At 61.2% G+C, this 15,226-nt stretch carries 8 protein-coding genes; 4 read left to right on the top strand and 4 right to left on the bottom strand.

Going from position 1 to position 15,226, the window contains the following annotated elements; all coding sequences use genetic code 11:
- Positions 1-23: 23 nt before the first annotated feature.
- Positions 24-3,626 (top strand): SUMF1/EgtB/PvdO family nonheme iron enzyme, encoded by a 3,603-nt coding sequence (locus tag Thiosp_RS05730; protein ID WP_201068477.1) that lies wholly within the window; start codon positions 24-26, stop codon positions 3,624-3,626.
- 28 nt (positions 3,627-3,654) lie between these two features.
- Here Thiosp_RS05730 and Thiosp_RS05725 read toward each other — a convergent pair whose 3' ends face one another.
- Positions 3,655-4,674 (bottom strand): tetratricopeptide repeat protein, encoded by a 1,020-nt coding sequence (locus tag Thiosp_RS05725; protein WP_242518863.1) that lies wholly within the window; start codon positions 4,672-4,674, stop codon positions 3,655-3,657.
- A 100-nt stretch (positions 4,675-4,774) separates the two neighbouring features.
- Between Thiosp_RS05725 and Thiosp_RS05720 the strand changes: the two genes are divergently transcribed.
- The 3 genes from Thiosp_RS05720 (at position 4,775) to clpB (ending at position 10,045) form a co-directional block, all read left to right on the top strand.
- Positions 4,775-5,584: an alpha/beta fold hydrolase gene (locus Thiosp_RS05720; RefSeq protein ID WP_323696855.1), complete on the top strand. Its 810-nt coding sequence runs from the start codon at positions 4,775-4,777 to the stop codon at positions 5,582-5,584.
- A gap of 177 nt (positions 5,585-5,761) precedes the next feature.
- Positions 5,762-7,231, top strand: a complete 1,470-nt coding sequence (locus Thiosp_RS05715; protein WP_201068479.1) for an autotransporter outer membrane beta-barrel domain-containing protein — start codon at positions 5,762-5,764, stop codon at positions 7,229-7,231.
- Positions 7,232-7,441: 210 nt separating this feature from the next.
- On the top strand, positions 7,442-10,045 hold the full coding sequence (gene clpB, locus Thiosp_RS05710; RefSeq protein WP_201068480.1) for an ATP-dependent chaperone ClpB: 2,604 nt from the start codon (positions 7,442-7,444) through the stop codon (positions 10,043-10,045).
- Between the two features lie 10 nt (positions 10,046-10,055).
- Here clpB and rlmD read toward each other — a convergent pair whose 3' ends face one another.
- From rlmD to Thiosp_RS05695, 3 genes are all read right to left on the bottom strand, one after another.
- Positions 10,056-11,435 carry a 23S rRNA (uracil(1939)-C(5))-methyltransferase RlmD gene (gene rlmD / locus Thiosp_RS05705; protein ID WP_201068481.1) on the bottom strand — a complete coding sequence of 460 codons (1,380 nt, stop codon included), beginning with the start codon at positions 11,433-11,435 and terminating at the stop codon, positions 10,056-10,058.
- Between the two features lie 116 nt (positions 11,436-11,551).
- Positions 11,552-12,442: a cysteine synthase CysM gene (gene cysM, locus Thiosp_RS05700; RefSeq protein ID WP_201068482.1), complete on the bottom strand. Its 891-nt coding sequence runs from the start codon at positions 12,440-12,442 to the stop codon at positions 11,552-11,554.
- 8 nt (positions 12,443-12,450) lie between these two features.
- The gene (locus Thiosp_RS05695; protein ID WP_201068483.1) at positions 12,451-15,129 is read right to left on the bottom strand and encodes a bifunctional acetate--CoA ligase family protein/GNAT family N-acetyltransferase; all 2,679 of its coding nucleotides are present in this window, start codon (positions 15,127-15,129) and stop codon (positions 12,451-12,453) included.
- Positions 15,130-15,226 lie beyond the last annotated feature (97 nt).

The following is a 15,226-nucleotide window of genomic DNA, read 5'->3' as shown; positions in this document are numbered from 1 at the left end:
GACGCCCGTCTAGCGTGCCTGTGATGGATATCCCTGGTTACACCATTCTGCGCGAGCTCGGGCGTGGCGGCATGGCCACGGTCTATCTGGCGCGCCAGGATCGACTCGGACGCCAGGTGGCACTCAAGGTCATGGAGCCGGTGCCTGGTCTCGGCGATGACTTCACCGCCCGCTTCATCAAGGAAGGGCGCATCATTGCCCGACTCCAGCATCCGCAGATCGTCACGATTTTCGATCTCGACAGTGCTGGCGAGCTGCATTACTTCTCGATGGAGTTCCTGCCGAACGGCACCCTGGCGGAAAAGATCGTTGCCGGGCTCTCAGAAACGTCAACCATCGACATTATCCGCCGTGTTGCTCAGGCTCTCTCGATTGCCCACGACAACGGCGTCATCCATCGTGACATCAAACCGCAAAACATCTTATTCCGCACGGATGGCACGCCCGTACTGACCGATTTTGGCATCGCCCGGGCCGCCAGCAGCGGGCCCGAAGCCACCGCTCTGACCAATGTTGGCATGATCGTCGGCAGCCCGCGCTACATGAGCCCGGAACAGAGCATGAGCCGTCCGGTCGACGCCCGCTCCGACCTCTACAGTCTGGGCTGTGTCTTCTTTGAGATGCTGACCCAGGATCTGCCCTATCAGGCTGAGGACGTCATCAGCCTGGCGATGCAGCATTGCTCCGCGCCGCTGCCAGAGCTGCCAACCCGCCTGGCGCGCTATCAACCCATTATCGACCGACTGTTAGCCAAGGAGCCAGAGCAGCGCTTCGGCAGCACCCAGGCACTGGTGCAAGCACTTGAGCAGGTCGAGCAAGGTCAGGATCTGAGCGCGGCATTGGATGAGGACGAGGCCACCGCTGTCGCCACTCAGGTCCTGACGCAGACGCCAAGGTCACCGCCAACACCAGAGATGGCCGCGACCGGCACCGGTCCCCTGCCCCAGCCGCCGCAAGAGCTATCCAATCCGCAACAGCCACCAACGAAGCGCCCGCGAAACCTCGCTATCGCTGCACTCGCCTTGCTCGTCGTTGGGATCGCCAGCTACTTCGGCGTTCTGCAACGTCCGGCTCCTGATCCGTTGCTCAAAGTCATGCGCCAGCTGCCGCAACCGGCGCCAGATCGCTCCCCGACCATCGAACGTTATGAAAACCTCGCCCTTGAGCACTTGCGTGCCGGCGAATTCGACCGCAGCACTGAACTCATTCAGCTCGCCCTGGCAACCGAACCTGACGACGCCAGATTGCAGGCAATCGAAACGCTGATTGAAGATCACCGTGCAGCTTCCAACCAGCTGAGTAAAGCGCATGCGCTTCTCACACAGGGCAAGATAGCGGAGAGCCTCTCCGTCATCGAAGACGGGCTTAAGCGGGTACCGCAGCACCCAGACCTAACCGACCTGCGATCGAAGGCGCTAACCGCCCAGGCTCACGCGAATCGCACAATGGCTGATACGCGCCGAAAAGAAGCCCAGCAAGCACTTAAAGCCGGACAACTTGCCGAAGCCCTGAGACTAATCCGCGAAGGCCTGGCTGCCGTCGCCGATGACCCGGAGCTAACTGCACTGCAAAGCCAGGTGCAAACCGCATTGAAGACCGACCGCAATGTGCGCGAAATCCTCAGCAATGCCACTAATCTGATCGCCGAAGGTCTGTTGCAGGACAGCCTGGATCTGATCGACCAAGGACTCGAACTGGCGCCTGAAAATCGACAACTTAGCGATCTCCGTGCCACGGTGAAGCATCAAATGCAGCGCGAGCAGGGGCGCCAGGCAAACAAATTACACCAACAAGCGGAATCCGAACTGCAGGAGGGTGCACTCGATCAAGCACTTGCCACCATCGAGCGCGCCTTGATTCTGCAACCTGAGGACAAGTCACTCACGGAGACGCGCCAGAGCATCCTGGATGCACAGCAAGACAGCCGCGTCCAAAGCCTGCTTGACCAAGCCCGCGCGGCCCTGAGTGACGGAGAATCAAAAAGAGCGCTCAAGCTGGTCGATTCTGCACTGGGACTGCGCCAAGATGACCCACGGAGCCTTGCTCTGCGCGAGCGTATTCAGGTGCATCTCGCCGCCGAACAGCTCATTGAGAAGACGAAATCCGAGGTGAAGCGTCTGCAAGAAAACGGAAGGATCGGTGCCGCCTTAGAGCAAGTCGAAAACACGCTGCAACAGTTCCCCGAAGATGCCACTCTCGAGAGTCTGCGCCAACAGTTGCGCGACCAGCAACTTGCGCAAAACCAGGACGCGGCCCGGGCATTGAGCGCGCGGGCGAGTCAGCTCCTCGCCGAAGGCGATTCCCAGCAAGCGCAGGTCCTGATTGACCATGGCCGCGCGATCGACGCTGAAAACCCCGACCTGATCGAATTAGAGCAGCGCATCGCCAGGCAGCGTTCCACCGCGAATGAACGCCAGAGGGCCATGGCCGAGTGCATGCAACTCAATCCCACCCGCGCCGCACCGGCGGTCAAGCTGAACGCCATGACCGCCGCGGTCGATTGCCTGCTGAGCATTCCCAATATTACCGAAAAACCCGCTCAACTGAACGGACCCCTTGAACAAATCCGCAACGACCTGACTGCCTGGGCCAATCAACAACAGACCGCCGAATTATCCATGCGAGCCCTTGATCTGCTTGAGCGGCTCGAAACCGTGCGTCATCAGGATTCTAAGCTCCATGAGCTGCGCAGGCGTCTTGCCGCGCAAGCAGGCTTGATACCCGACATGCGCGACATCGAAGGCGGTTGCTTTGTGATCGGTTCATCGAACGACTCCGCGCCCAGAGAACCCGACGAGGCCCAGCGAGAGGTCTGCATCGATGATTTTGCACTCGCCTCCACCGAGACAAAACAGCATGACTTTGCTCTATTTATTGAGAAAGCGGACTATCGCACCGATGCCGAGCGCGGTGCCGGCGGCGCCGATGGTTGCCTGACACTGGACCGGCAGGCCGCCGAGCAGCCTTGGAGTTACCATTCGTGGGCAAACTGGCATAAACCGAACAAGTACCAGGAGTCGCGGGATGACCACCCGGTGACCTGCGTCAGCGCCAATGACGCTCGCGCCTACTTAACATGGCTTTCGGAAATCACCGGCGTGCCTTATCGGCTCCCTACCGAAGCAGAATGGGAATACGCAGCGCGCGCAGCGACCCGGACGCCGACCTTCTGGGGCCGCGCCGACTCAGCGGCCTGCACCTATGCCAATGTCGCTGACAAAGGACACGACTGGACCAATAGTTTCGACTGCAATGACGGCTTCGAGTGGATTGCGCCCACCAAATCCTTTCCCCCAAACCCCTGGGGTCTTCACGATATGCTCGGCAATGTCTCCGAATGGACCTGCTCCGAATACCGCGAGCTCTATGATGGGAACGAAACCGAGTGCGCACCTGAAGGCGGCCGCGCCCCATTGGTCATGCGCGGCGGCGCTTGGAACAGCGCACCAGCCAACCTGCGATCAGCCTATCGCAATCGTAACTTTCCGGAATCCCGTTACAGCTTTGTCGGTTTTCGCGTTGCACGGGACGGAAATGCTGCCGCCAAGGTTGGCGACAGCGCAGCTGCGCGCGTTATCCCTCAGCGCGAGTCGAGCCAAACCGCCGCGCAACAGCAAAATCCTTAGACCCGCATGGCTGAACACGAAATCCCAGTCACGGTGCCATCGCCAGCCGGGCTTGATTCGCCGCCAGCGCATCTGAACGCTGACGCAATGTCAGCTCGAGTTTCCCGACCAATGCCGCCTTCTTGCTGGAAGCGGCCGTCGCCGTATCGCCCTGCTTGACCTTCTCGACCGCATGAAGTTGCTTGCGCACCTGTTCCTGCTCGCTCGCCGCCTCGCGCCGCAGACTTTGGGCGACAGACTCGAGCCGCCGACGGTCGACCGGCTGCAGCTGTGCCGCCGCCGTCTGCGCCGGGGTTGAGGTCGGCGCAGCAGCCGATTTGGTTGACGCTGCTGCCGGCGCTGCGCCCCCCGCATTCCCGGCCGCCTTAGTCCGCGACAGTTGCGCACGCAAAGAAGCAGCTACCTGATTTCGCAGCGCAATCTCCTGGCGAAAAGCCGCCTGTTGTGCTTTGAGCTCTGACTCAAAGATCAACCGATCCTCTGTCACACCAGTTGCCCGCCGATACCAGTCCAACGCCGCAGCCTGATCCTGAGGCACACCCAAGCCGCGTTCATAGAGGGAACCCAGATTGGTCTGCGCCGGGCGATGTCCGCTTGCTGCCGCCTGTCGGTACCAGCGCGCCGCTTCGGCATAATCAGGCGATGGCAAACCAAGCCCTTTCTCGTAGATTTCCCCCGCATAGGTTTGCGCCACTGCATCTCCCGCCCGAGCTTTTGGCAACAGACTCTGAAGCGCGTTGCCATAATCAGAGCGATCGAAGAGCACAAACTCACCACCACGAATACCGCAATCCGATTGGGTCGTCTTCACCCGCCGCCTGGGTGCAAGATAGGTCATGCGACTGCCAAGCTGGCGAATCTGCCCCGGCAATAGACAATCAACCAGCACAAGATCGTCTATCCTTTGGAAAGAACTTACCCCCGGTTGCACCATGCCTGCTCCTTGCTCGGGATTCGACTCGCAACCTAACGCAAAAAGCAACACTGCTGCGACGACCGACAAGCTCATGACTGACGGATTACTGATAAGCATGGGGTTCAGCTCCAATGGATGAATTCTCGAACATAGCAAGTATAATTCAGCTCACAGCGCCGGCACAGCCTGGACCCGACTAAAACCAATGAGGACGCTTCCCGCTGCGATCCACGTGATTGTTCTGGCCGCGTTTCTGGTCATGCCGCTAGCGGCATGCAGCAGTTTGGCAACGCGCTACGACATCATTGCTGAAGGCTATGGACTAACGCCAGGCAAGATTACAGCTAAAGGTTTTGTACTTCGAACCTACAGAAACGCTGAGGCCCACTCGCCTGAGCAATCCCTTAACCTTTATCTTGATGGCGACGGGCGCCCATGGCGCAGCAGAACCAGCATCAGCCTGAACCCAACCCCGAGACAGCCTCTCATGCTCGAGTTAATGGCGCTCGATCCGCAGCCGAGCCTGTACCTGGGCCGCCCGTGCTATTTTGGCCAAGAAAAGGCTCCGGGTTGCTCACCCCTCTTATGGACCTCCGCGAGATACTCAGAGACCGTCGTCGCCACCATGGCTGCCGCCTTGGAGCAGATTTTCCGCGAAGAAAAAATCCAGAAGCTCAATCTGATCGGCTACAGCGGCGGCGGCGTTATTGCCTGGCTAATCGCCGAACGACTGCCGCAGGTCACCCGCTTGGTCACCATTGCAGCAAACCTTGATGTGCGCGCTTGGACGGAACACCATGGCTACAGCCCTCTCGCGGCTTCGCTCGATCCATCTGAGCGGCAGCCGTTAAGTGCCGAAATTGAGCATTGGCATATTATCGGCACCCGTGACCTGCAGGTCCCAGCTAAGTGGCTCGACGATGAAACCCAGCCTGCCATTCAAAATGCTCACATCATGAGGATTAATAGCGACCATCGGTGTTGCTGGAAAAACTACTGGACAGAGATTTTGCGTCGGACAGTAGCATCCACGTCATACTAATCGCGGAACAACAATTTGCACGAAAAACTCGGCTCACTATAACACCACCCTTGCCTTCAGTGGCACTTGGAGCGGTGCAAGAGTCAAGTCAATAACCCCAAGCCATGTTTCCAATCATGCTCTAATTTTATCAATTAGAGAACTTTTCAAAACAGCCCCCATCGGAGGATCGCCGCAGTGAGAAAAAACTGGAAAGCTGCCCAGCTAGCAATCATCAGCCTTGCCTTTTTATTCTTTTCCATAAATGCTTATGCGCAAACAGGTGTCGTTTCAACGGAACCTTCAGGTCCAGCGACCCAGGATCTCTACCAGCGCATTACTGATCGCCCGCAACCCACCCCACCTGCACCAACGCCCGCCCCCCAAGATCCTGATCAATCGCCTGCCTCGAGCTTTGAGAGCGCTGGCCAAGCGACGGGCAATACCAATACCGTTGGGCTTTCCAATACTGTCCTGACAGCCTGTGCCGGCGGAGCCAATACAGGAACCCAATTTCAGACTGACTGCAACACCTTGGTGGGGGGATCAACAACAGACCCATCCGGTGCATCATCGGCACTGGAGACACTGACCCCGGATCAGGTAATTGCGCAAAACAACGCCGCAGCGCAACAGGTGCAAAGTGTCACCAGCTTGCTGGCTTCACGAATGATGACTCTGCGCCTCGCCTCGCAAACCGAATCGAATGGCTTCGGCAGTTCACTTGTGTCAGGCCTCATTTATGGCCAGACCGGCGGCGCTGCCAGTGCCGACGCCTTGAACGGAAAAGCTGGTGGATTCCTCACGGCCAAATACCTTGATGGCACGCAAGACCCGGATCGCTACACCTACGGATACGACTCACATGGCTGGAATCTGACCGCTGGGGGTGACTATCGCTTAGGGCCAAATCTGATCGCCGGCGCCATGATCTCTTATTTGCAGGGCACCACCGATTACGACCAGAACAAAGGCGATATGACCATGGACGGATGGGGTCTCGGTGCCTACGGCACTTACTACCTCGACAGTGGCCTCTTCCTTGAAGGCACCATCGGCTACAACTGGAATGACTACGATGTGAACCGCAATATTGATTACAATATTGATGACTCTGGCAGTATCACCCGAGTCAGACAAACAGCCAAATCGAGCCCCGATGGCAACCTGTTTTACGCGACGCTTGGCGGCGGTTACAGTATCAATCGCAAATCCTTTACCTTCACACCACAGCTGAGCGTGGAATACATCAGGAATCATGTCAATTCTTTTGGTGAAAGCCTTACCAACCCCAATGCACCAGGCAGCAGCTGGGCATTGGCATACGATTCACAATCTTACACCTCTTTAACCTCGAGACTGGGTATGATGGCCGCCAAGGCGATCAGCACGCAATCCGGCATTTTTGTACCTCAAATCAGTATCCATTGGATTCACGAGTTCGAGAACGACCAGGAAGGAATCAGTGCGCGTTTTATCAATGATCTTAGCGCGACACCTCTGACCATCTGGACAACCAAGCCGGATCACGACTACTTCGATCTCGGCCTCGGTCTTTCCGGACAGTTCGCCAATGGCCGCTCCGCCTTCATTAGCTACAACACCATTCTTGGGTACGAGAATGTTAGCGAATACGCCATAACCGGCGGCGTGCGCCTCGAGTTCTGACCATTGAGCGGTTACTGGCGCCGAGTCAGTGACCGCGATTGGCGGTTACTTGCTGAGTCCTGCCAAAAATCGACGGCGCCCACACTCTGATGAAGCCCGCAACGCGCCTCAACTGAGTGGCTGGCACCACTTCTGCTTGAATATCGCTGACATCCACCCTAAATCCGGAATAACCCTAAGGATAACCCGAATATTTACCGGAGAACCCCCATGCGAATGGACAAGCTGACCAGCAAGTTCCAGATGGCCCTTGCCGACGCGCAAAGCCTTGCGGTCGGCCGCGACCATCAGTTCATCGAGCCCGTGCATCTGATGATTGCCCTGCTCGACCAGGACGGCGGCAGTGTGCGGCATTTACTCTCCCAGGCCGATGTCAATGTCAACCGCCTGCGATCCGCCTTGGGCGAGTCGCTCGAGCGCCTGCCGCAGGTCTCGGGTACCGGCGGCGACGTGACCATTTCCAATCAGTTGAGCAAGATGCTCAACATCACCGACAAGCTTGCCCAGGTGCGCAACGATCAGTACGTCAGCTCAGAGCTGTTTGTGCTCGCGGCCCTGGAGGACAAGGGCGAGCTCGGCAATGCGCTGCGCGAGGCGGGCGCGTCCAAGGGGGCCGTCGAGCGCGCGATCGACAATATGCGCGGCGGGCAGAAGGTCGAGGACCCGAATGCCGAGGAACAGCGCCAGGCACTGGAGAAATACAGCATTGATCTGACCGAGCGCGCCGAGCAAGGGAAGCTCGACCCGGTCATCGGGCGCGATGACGAAATCCGTCGCACCATCCAGGTGCTCGCCCGCCGCACCAAGAACAACCCGGTGCTGATCGGCGAGCCCGGAGTCGGCAAGACCGCCATTGTCGAAGGGCTTGCCCAGCGCATCGTCAACGGTGAGGTGCCTGAAGGGCTCAAAACCAAGCGCCTGCTCTCGCTCGACATGGCCGCGCTCATCGCTGGGGCTAAATTCCGCGGTGAGTTTGAAGAACGCCTCAAAGCCGTGCTCAATGATGTCGCGCGCCAAGAAGGCAACATCATTCTGTTTATCGACGAGCTGCACACCATGGTCGGCGCCGGCAAGGCAGAGGGCGCCATGGACGCCGGCAATATGCTCAAGCCCGCCCTGGCGCGCGGCGAACTGCACTGCATCGGCGCCACTACTCTGGACGAATACCGCAAGTATGTCGAGAAAGACGCCGCGCTCGAGCGCCGCTTCCAGAAGGTGCTGGTCGTTGAGCCGAGCGTCGAGGACACCATCGCCATCCTGCGTGGGCTCAAGGAACGCTACGAGGTCCACCACGCGGTGGAGATCACCGACCCGGCCATTATCGCTGCGGCCATGCTGTCGCATCGCTACATCACCGACCGCCAGCTACCGGATAAGGCCATCGACCTGATCGACGAAGCCGCCTCGCATATCCGCATGGAAATCGACTCCATGCCGGAGGAGATGGACAAGCTCGATCGACGACTGATTCAGCTCAAGATCGAGGGCGAGGCGCTCAAGAAAGAGTCCGACGAAGCATCCAAGAAGCGCCTCGACGATCTGCAGACCGAAATCGCCCGTCTCGAGCGCGAGTTCTCGGACCTGAACGAAATCTGGCAGTCCGAAAAGGCTGCCGTGCAGGGCACCGCTCACGTCAAAGAAGAGCTGGACCGCGCTCGGGTCGAGATGGAAACCGCCCGCCGCGCCGGAGATCTGACCCGCATGTCGGAGCTCCAATACGGCCGTATCCCGGAGTTGGAAAAGCGCCTGGCTAGCGCCGACGACTCCGAACCGGGCAGCGGCAATCAGCTGCTGCGCAACAAGGTCACGGATGAGGAAATTGCCGATATCGTATCCAAGTGGACCAAAATCCCGGTCTCCAAGATGCTTGAGGGCGAGCGCGACAAGCTGCTGCGCATGGAGGAAGCACTGCAACAGCGCGTCGTCGGCCAGCAAGAAGCGGTCAGCACCGTCAGCGATGCCATCCGCCGCTCCCGCGCCGGCTTGTCCGACCCCAATCGCCCCATCGGCTCATTCCTGTTCTTAGGCCCCACTGGCGTGGGCAAGACCGAGCTGTGCAAGGCGCTGGCGCAATTCCTGTTCGATACCGAAGAGGCCATGGTGCGCATCGACATGTCCGAGTTCATGGAGAAGCACTCGGTCGCGCGTCTGATCGGCGCCCCGCCGGGCTATGTCGGCTATGAGGAAGGCGGCTATCTGACCGAGGCCGTGCGCCGGCGGCCCTACAGCCTGATTCTGCTCGATGAGATCGAGAAAGCCCACCCGGATGTCTTCAATGTGCTGCTCCAGGTGCTCGACGATGGCCGCCTGACCGACGGCCAGGGGCGCACGGTGGATTTCCGCAACTCCGCTATCGTGATGACCTCCAATCTGGGCTCGGACATCATCCAACAGAAAGCCGGCGAGGCCAATTATGCCGAGATGAAGGACGCGGTGATGGAAATCCTTCGCCACTCCTTCCGCCCTGAGTTCATCAACCGGCTCGATGAGATCGTCGTCTTCCACCCGCTCGGGCAGGAACAGATCCGCGCCATCGCTGGCATCCAACTCGAGGAGCTGCGCAAACGCCTGACCAGCCGCGAGATCAGCCTGCAGATCAGCGAGGATGCGCTCGATCACCTCGGCGAGGCCGGCTTTGACCCCGTCTATGGCGCCCGTCCACTCAAGCGCGCCATCCGCGCTCAGGTCGAAAACCCGCTGGCGCAGGAAATCCTTGCCGGTCACTTCAAGCCCGGCGATCTCATCGACATCAGCTTGAGCGATGGTCAGCTTCGGTTCGACTCTGTCGTCGAGGGAGAACTGGTGGACGGCTGACGAAATCTTTTCAGCGCTCGAACACTGCCATAGACTCAACATGCGCGGTATGCGGGAACATGTCCATGGCGCCGGCGGCAACCAGGCGAAAGCCGTGGTGCTCGACCAGATGGCCGGCATCGCGGGCGAGGGTGCCGGGATAGCAGGAAACATAGACCAGACGGCGAATGCCGGTCGCGACCAGCGGGTCGAGTACCTGCAGGGCGCCGCTGCGGGGCGGGTCGATGAGCGCGAGGTCGAAGGCCTGCCGCGTCCAGGGCCAATGCGCAGCGGGGTCCTCGCCCGCAGCTTCAGTGTAAAGATCGGCGCGCTCGAAGCGCACGCGGCTGTCATCAAGCCCGCTGCCTTCGGCATTGGCGCGGGCGCGCTCCACCAGGCCCGCATCGCCCTCGACCCCGAGCACGAAGGCGGCGCGGCGCGCGATGGGCAGAGTGAAATTGCCCAGACCACAAAACAAGTCAAGTACCCGATCATCGGGGCCGGGGTCGAGCCGCTCGAGCGCGCGCGCGACCATCAGGCGGTTTAGCTCCAGATTGACCTGAGTGAAATCATTGGGCCCGAACACCAGGTTGATATCCGGCGTCGGCAAAGGTTCGACCACCGGCGTGGCATCCGGCGCCGGCAAGGCATAGCTCAGCTCCACCTGCTGCCCGGGCAGCGGCGCAACCGTCTCGATGCCGCCCGGCTGGAGATAGACATGCAGACCGGTTCGGGCGGCGAAGGCGTGCAGCAGCTCGATGTCACCCGGCGTTGGCGGCTCGAGCACGCGAAAGATCAGCACCACCGGGCCGTCGCCCTGGGCCATCTCGATCTGCGCAACCCGCTCGCGGATGCTTAAGCTCCCGATCAGCTCGGCGAGTTCGGTCAGGCGCTCACCGACCGCCGGGTGCAACACCTCGCAGCGCTCGAGATCGGCGACGAAGGACGAGCGGCGTTCGCGAAAACCGACCAGTACGCGGCCCTTTTTGGCGACATAGCGCACGCCAAGTCGCGCCTTGCGCCGGTAGCCCCAATGCTCCGCCACCAGCGGCGGCAGCCAGGTTTCGGGCGAGACCTTGCCGATGCGCCGCAGCGCCTCGGCGAGGACCTCCTGCTTCATGCGGATTTGCGCAGCCGGGTCGAGATGCTGCAGGGCGCAGCCGCCGCAAAGCCCGAAATGCGCGCAGCGCGGGGTGACCCGGTCTGGCGATGCGCTGAGCACCTCGACCACCTCGCCCTCGTCATGGCGCCGCTGTCGGCGGGTCAGTCGAAAGCGCACCCGTTCGCCGGCCAGGGCGCCTTGCACAAACACGGCCTTGCCGTCGACATGAGCGACACCGCGACCGTCGTGACTCAGGTCGCCAATCTCGGCCTCAATGGGCTCCTGGGGAAGCGGTTTTTTCTTGCTCAACGTAATACCAAAACGTCATGGGTTTAGAATCGAAACCGAACACCAATTTCTAATCGCTATCGCTCACTTCACCAGACCATGCACGCATGGCCCCATGCGCGCGGAATCCGCTGGGCTCAGGCGGGGAAGACGCCTGTGGAGAGGTAGCGATCGCCCCGATCACAGATGATGACGACGATCACCGCGCCTTCCTGCTCCCGCGACAGCCGCAGCGCAGCGGCCACCGCGCCACCGGAAGAGATACCGGCGAAAATGCCCTCCTCCGCCGCCAGCCGGCGGGTGGTGTCCTCTGCCTCGGCCTGGCTGATGTCGATGATGCGATCCACCCGCGCCGGATCGTAAATTTTCGGCAGGTATTCCTGCGGCCAGCGGCGGATGCCGGGGATGCTCGAGCCCTCCTGCGGTTGCACCCCAACGATTTGCACACTTGCGTTGCACTGCTTGAGGTAGCGGCTCACCCCCATGATGGTGCCGGTGGTACCCATGGCGCTAACAAAGTGCGTCACTGTGCCCTGGGTATCGCGCCAGATCTCGGGGCCAGTGGCCTCGAAATGGGCCTCGGGATTGTCCGGATTGGAGAACTGATCCAAGCGCACGCCCTCGCCTTTTGCCTCCAGCACGCGCGCCAGATCAATGGCCGCCTCCATGCTGCCATCCTTGGGTGTAAGGCGAATCTCGGCGCCAAAAGCGGCCATGGACTGGCGCCGCTCGACGCTCATGTTCTCGGGCATGATCAACAGCATCCGATAGCCCTTCATGGCCGCAGCCATGGCAAGCGCAATGCCAGTGTTACCGCTTGTGGCCTCGATCAAGGTATCCCCTGGCTTGATGCTACCGCGCTGCTCCGCACGCAGAATCATACTCAGCGCAGCGCGGTCCTTCACCGAGCCGGCCGGATTTTGGCCCTCAAGCTTGGCGAGGATGGCGTTGCTGGTCTCACCTGGCAGCCGCTGCAACCGCACGAGCGGGGTGTTGCCGATCAGGGATTCGATGGTTGAATGGCTCATGGATGCTCCTACAACACCTTTGACACCTGCTTGACGCTGTGGTCGAGCTTATCGCTTTCGATCCGAAAGCCGAGCGACTTGACCAGCGCGAGCATGCGGGTGTTGGCCGAGAGCACCTCGCCATCCATAATGCGCAGGCCTTTGGCGCGGGCATTGGCCATGAGCGAGCGCATCAGGCGCGCGCCGATGCCGCGGTTGCGCCACTCGTCGGAAACCACGATGGCGAACTCGCAGGTATCGCCGCCGGGGCGCGACATGTAGCGCGCGACCCCAACCTCAACATCCCGCCCTTGATCCAACACCACGCCGATCAGCGCCATTTCCCGGTCGTAGTCGATCTGGGTAAAGCGCACCAGCATCTCGGGCGTCAGCTCCTTGATTGCCTGCATGAAGCGGAAATACTTGGTCTGCTCCGAAAGCCCGCGCACAAAGTCCTGCTCCATCTGGGCATCTTCGGGGCGAATCGGGCGAATGGTCAGGTCCGTGCCGTCCGGCAGGGGCACGCGTTCGATCAGGTGCTGCGGATAGGGGTGGATCGCCATGTGACCATAGACCGGCATCTGCGGTGGGCGATAAGCGACCTGAATGCGGGCATCCACGGCAATCACGTCCAGATCATTGCCGATCAGCGGATTGATCTCAAGCTCGATCACTTCAGCGAGCTCGCACACCATCTCGGAAACCCTTTGCAGGATGCGCGCAAGCGCCTGGCGATTCATCGGCGGCATGTTGCCGAAGGCGCCCATCAGCCGCGCGACCCGGGTGTGCTCGACCATAGTCTGAATGATGAAGGCATTCAGCGGCGGCAAGCCGAGCGCGCGGTCGGCGAGCACGTCGGTGTCCGTCCCGCCGGCGCCGAAGCTGATCACGGGGCCGAAGATGGGATCGCGCGCCACCCGCACCATCAACTCGCGCGCGGCGCGGGTCGGGATCATGTGCTCCACCGTGACCCCTTCGATCTTGGCCTCGGGGCGCAGAATGCGGGCGCGTTCGGTCAACTCGATATAGGCACGACGCACGCTCTGGGCGTCGGTCAAATTCAGCCGCACGCCGTCGACATCGGACTTGTAGCGGATATCGGGCGAGTTGATTTTCATCACCACCGGGAAAGACAGGGCCTCGGCAGCGATCAACGCCTCGTTGGGCGAGCGCGCCAGCACCGTCTGGGTGGTCGGAATGCGGAACGCGGCCAGAATCGCCTTGGCCTCGATGGTGCCAAGCGTCTTGCGCCCCTCGGCCATGACCCCTTCGATAATCAGCCTCGCCCCCTCGACATCGGGCATCAGCTGTTGCGACAGCGGCCCGGGGGACTGCATCAGCAGCTTCTGGTTACGCTGTTGGCGGCCGAGGAAGGACAGCGCCTCGGCGGCAGCTTCCGGCAAGTCATAATGCGGCAGACCGTGCTCGGAGAAGAGCGCGTGCGCCTCCGCCACACGGGTCGCGCCCATCCAGCAGGCCAGCACCGGCTTCCGCGTCTTGGCGGCGGCATCGATCACCGCCCCCGCCACCTCGGTCGGGTCCACGCTAGCCACGGGTGCGAGGATGGCGAGCACGCCATCGACATTGGCATCGGCCAGACAGGCGCGTACCGCCCCACCATAGCGCGCCGCCGGCGCGTCGCCGATCACATCGATCGGGTTGCCATGCGACCAGTGCTCAGGCAGCAGCTTTTCTAGCTCGGCGCGGGTCTCGTCAGACAGCGTCGCCAGGCTCAGCCCCAGCTCCACCGCCCGATCCGCCGCCAGCACGCCCGGCCCGCCGCCATTGGTGACGATGGCAATGCGGTTGCCGGCGATGCGCCGCCCGGCACCGAACACCTGCGCCGCCGCGAAGAGCTGATCGAGCGTGTCGACCTGCACCGCGCCACCGCGCTCCATGACCGCGCGGAAGACCTCCGACGAGCCCACCCAGGCCCCGGTGTGCGACTTGGCCGCGCGCGAGCCGGCCGGATGGCGCCCGGTCTTGACCACCACGACGGGCTTCAGCCGCGCCGCGGCGCGCAGGCCGCTCATGAAGCGCCGCGCGTCGCGAATACCCTCGACATAGAGCAAAATGCTGTGAGTTTGCGAGTCGAGCGCCAAATAATCGAGCACGTCGCCGAAATCGACATCCGCCGCCGCCCCCAGGGACACCACTGCCGAGTAGCCAATGCGGCGCGGCCCGGCCCAGTCGAGCATGGCGGTGCAGACGGCGCCAGACTGCGACACCAGCGCGACATGCCCGGACAGCGCCGGCGCATTGCCAAAGGTGGCGTTCAACCCATGGGCTGGCCGCATGACGCCGAGACAATTCGGCCCCAGCACCCGCACCCGATTGCGCCGTGCCGCCTCGACCAATTTCTCCTGCAGGGCCGCGCCGCGCTCACCACGCTCAGCAAAACCCGCCGAATGCACCACAGCAGCCCGCACGCCAGCCTCGCCGCACTGATCAAGAATACCTGCGACCTTGTCCGCCGGCGTGGCGATCAGCGCTAGCTCAACATGCTTTTCGAGCGCCGCCAGGTTTGGATAGCAGCGCTCGCCCGCCACCTTTTCATATTTGGGATTGATCGGATAGCATCCCCCCTTGAAGCCGCCGGCGAGCAGGTTGCGAAACACCACGCCAGCGACCGAGCCCTCGCGGTCGCTGGCGCCAAAGACTGCCACCGCACTCGGGACAAAGAGTTGGTCGACATCCGATAAACGCATCTTGGGTTGCCCTCCTGGGCGCAGGGGCCGATATATTTGCCCCGATAGACTAACCTGATTACATGAAGCTTCTTCAGGCGAATCCATTCGCCTCTCC

The sequence above is a fragment of the Thiorhodovibrio litoralis genome, assembly GCF_033954455.1.
Taxonomy (GTDB): domain Bacteria; phylum Pseudomonadota; class Gammaproteobacteria; order Chromatiales; family Chromatiaceae; genus Thiorhodovibrio; species Thiorhodovibrio litoralis.
This window is presented reverse-complemented; position numbering and strand designations above follow the sequence as displayed.

What these genes read in the sequence shown, in the direction of transcription:
- cysM (WP_201068482.1), bottom strand. Translation starts at nt 12,442, where the DNA reads ATGAGCCATTCAACCATCGAATCCCTGATCGGCAACACCCCGCTCGTG.
- Thiosp_RS05730 (WP_201068477.1), top strand. Translation starts at nt 24, where the DNA reads ATGGATATCCCTGGTTACACCATTCTGCGCGAGCTCGGGCGTGGCGGC.
- clpB (WP_201068480.1), top strand. Translation starts at nt 7,442, where the DNA reads ATGCGAATGGACAAGCTGACCAGCAAGTTCCAGATGGCCCTTGCCGAC.
- Thiosp_RS05695 (WP_201068483.1), bottom strand. Translation starts at nt 15,129, where the DNA reads ATGCGTTTATCGGATGTCGACCAACTCTTTGTCCCGAGTGCGGTGGCA.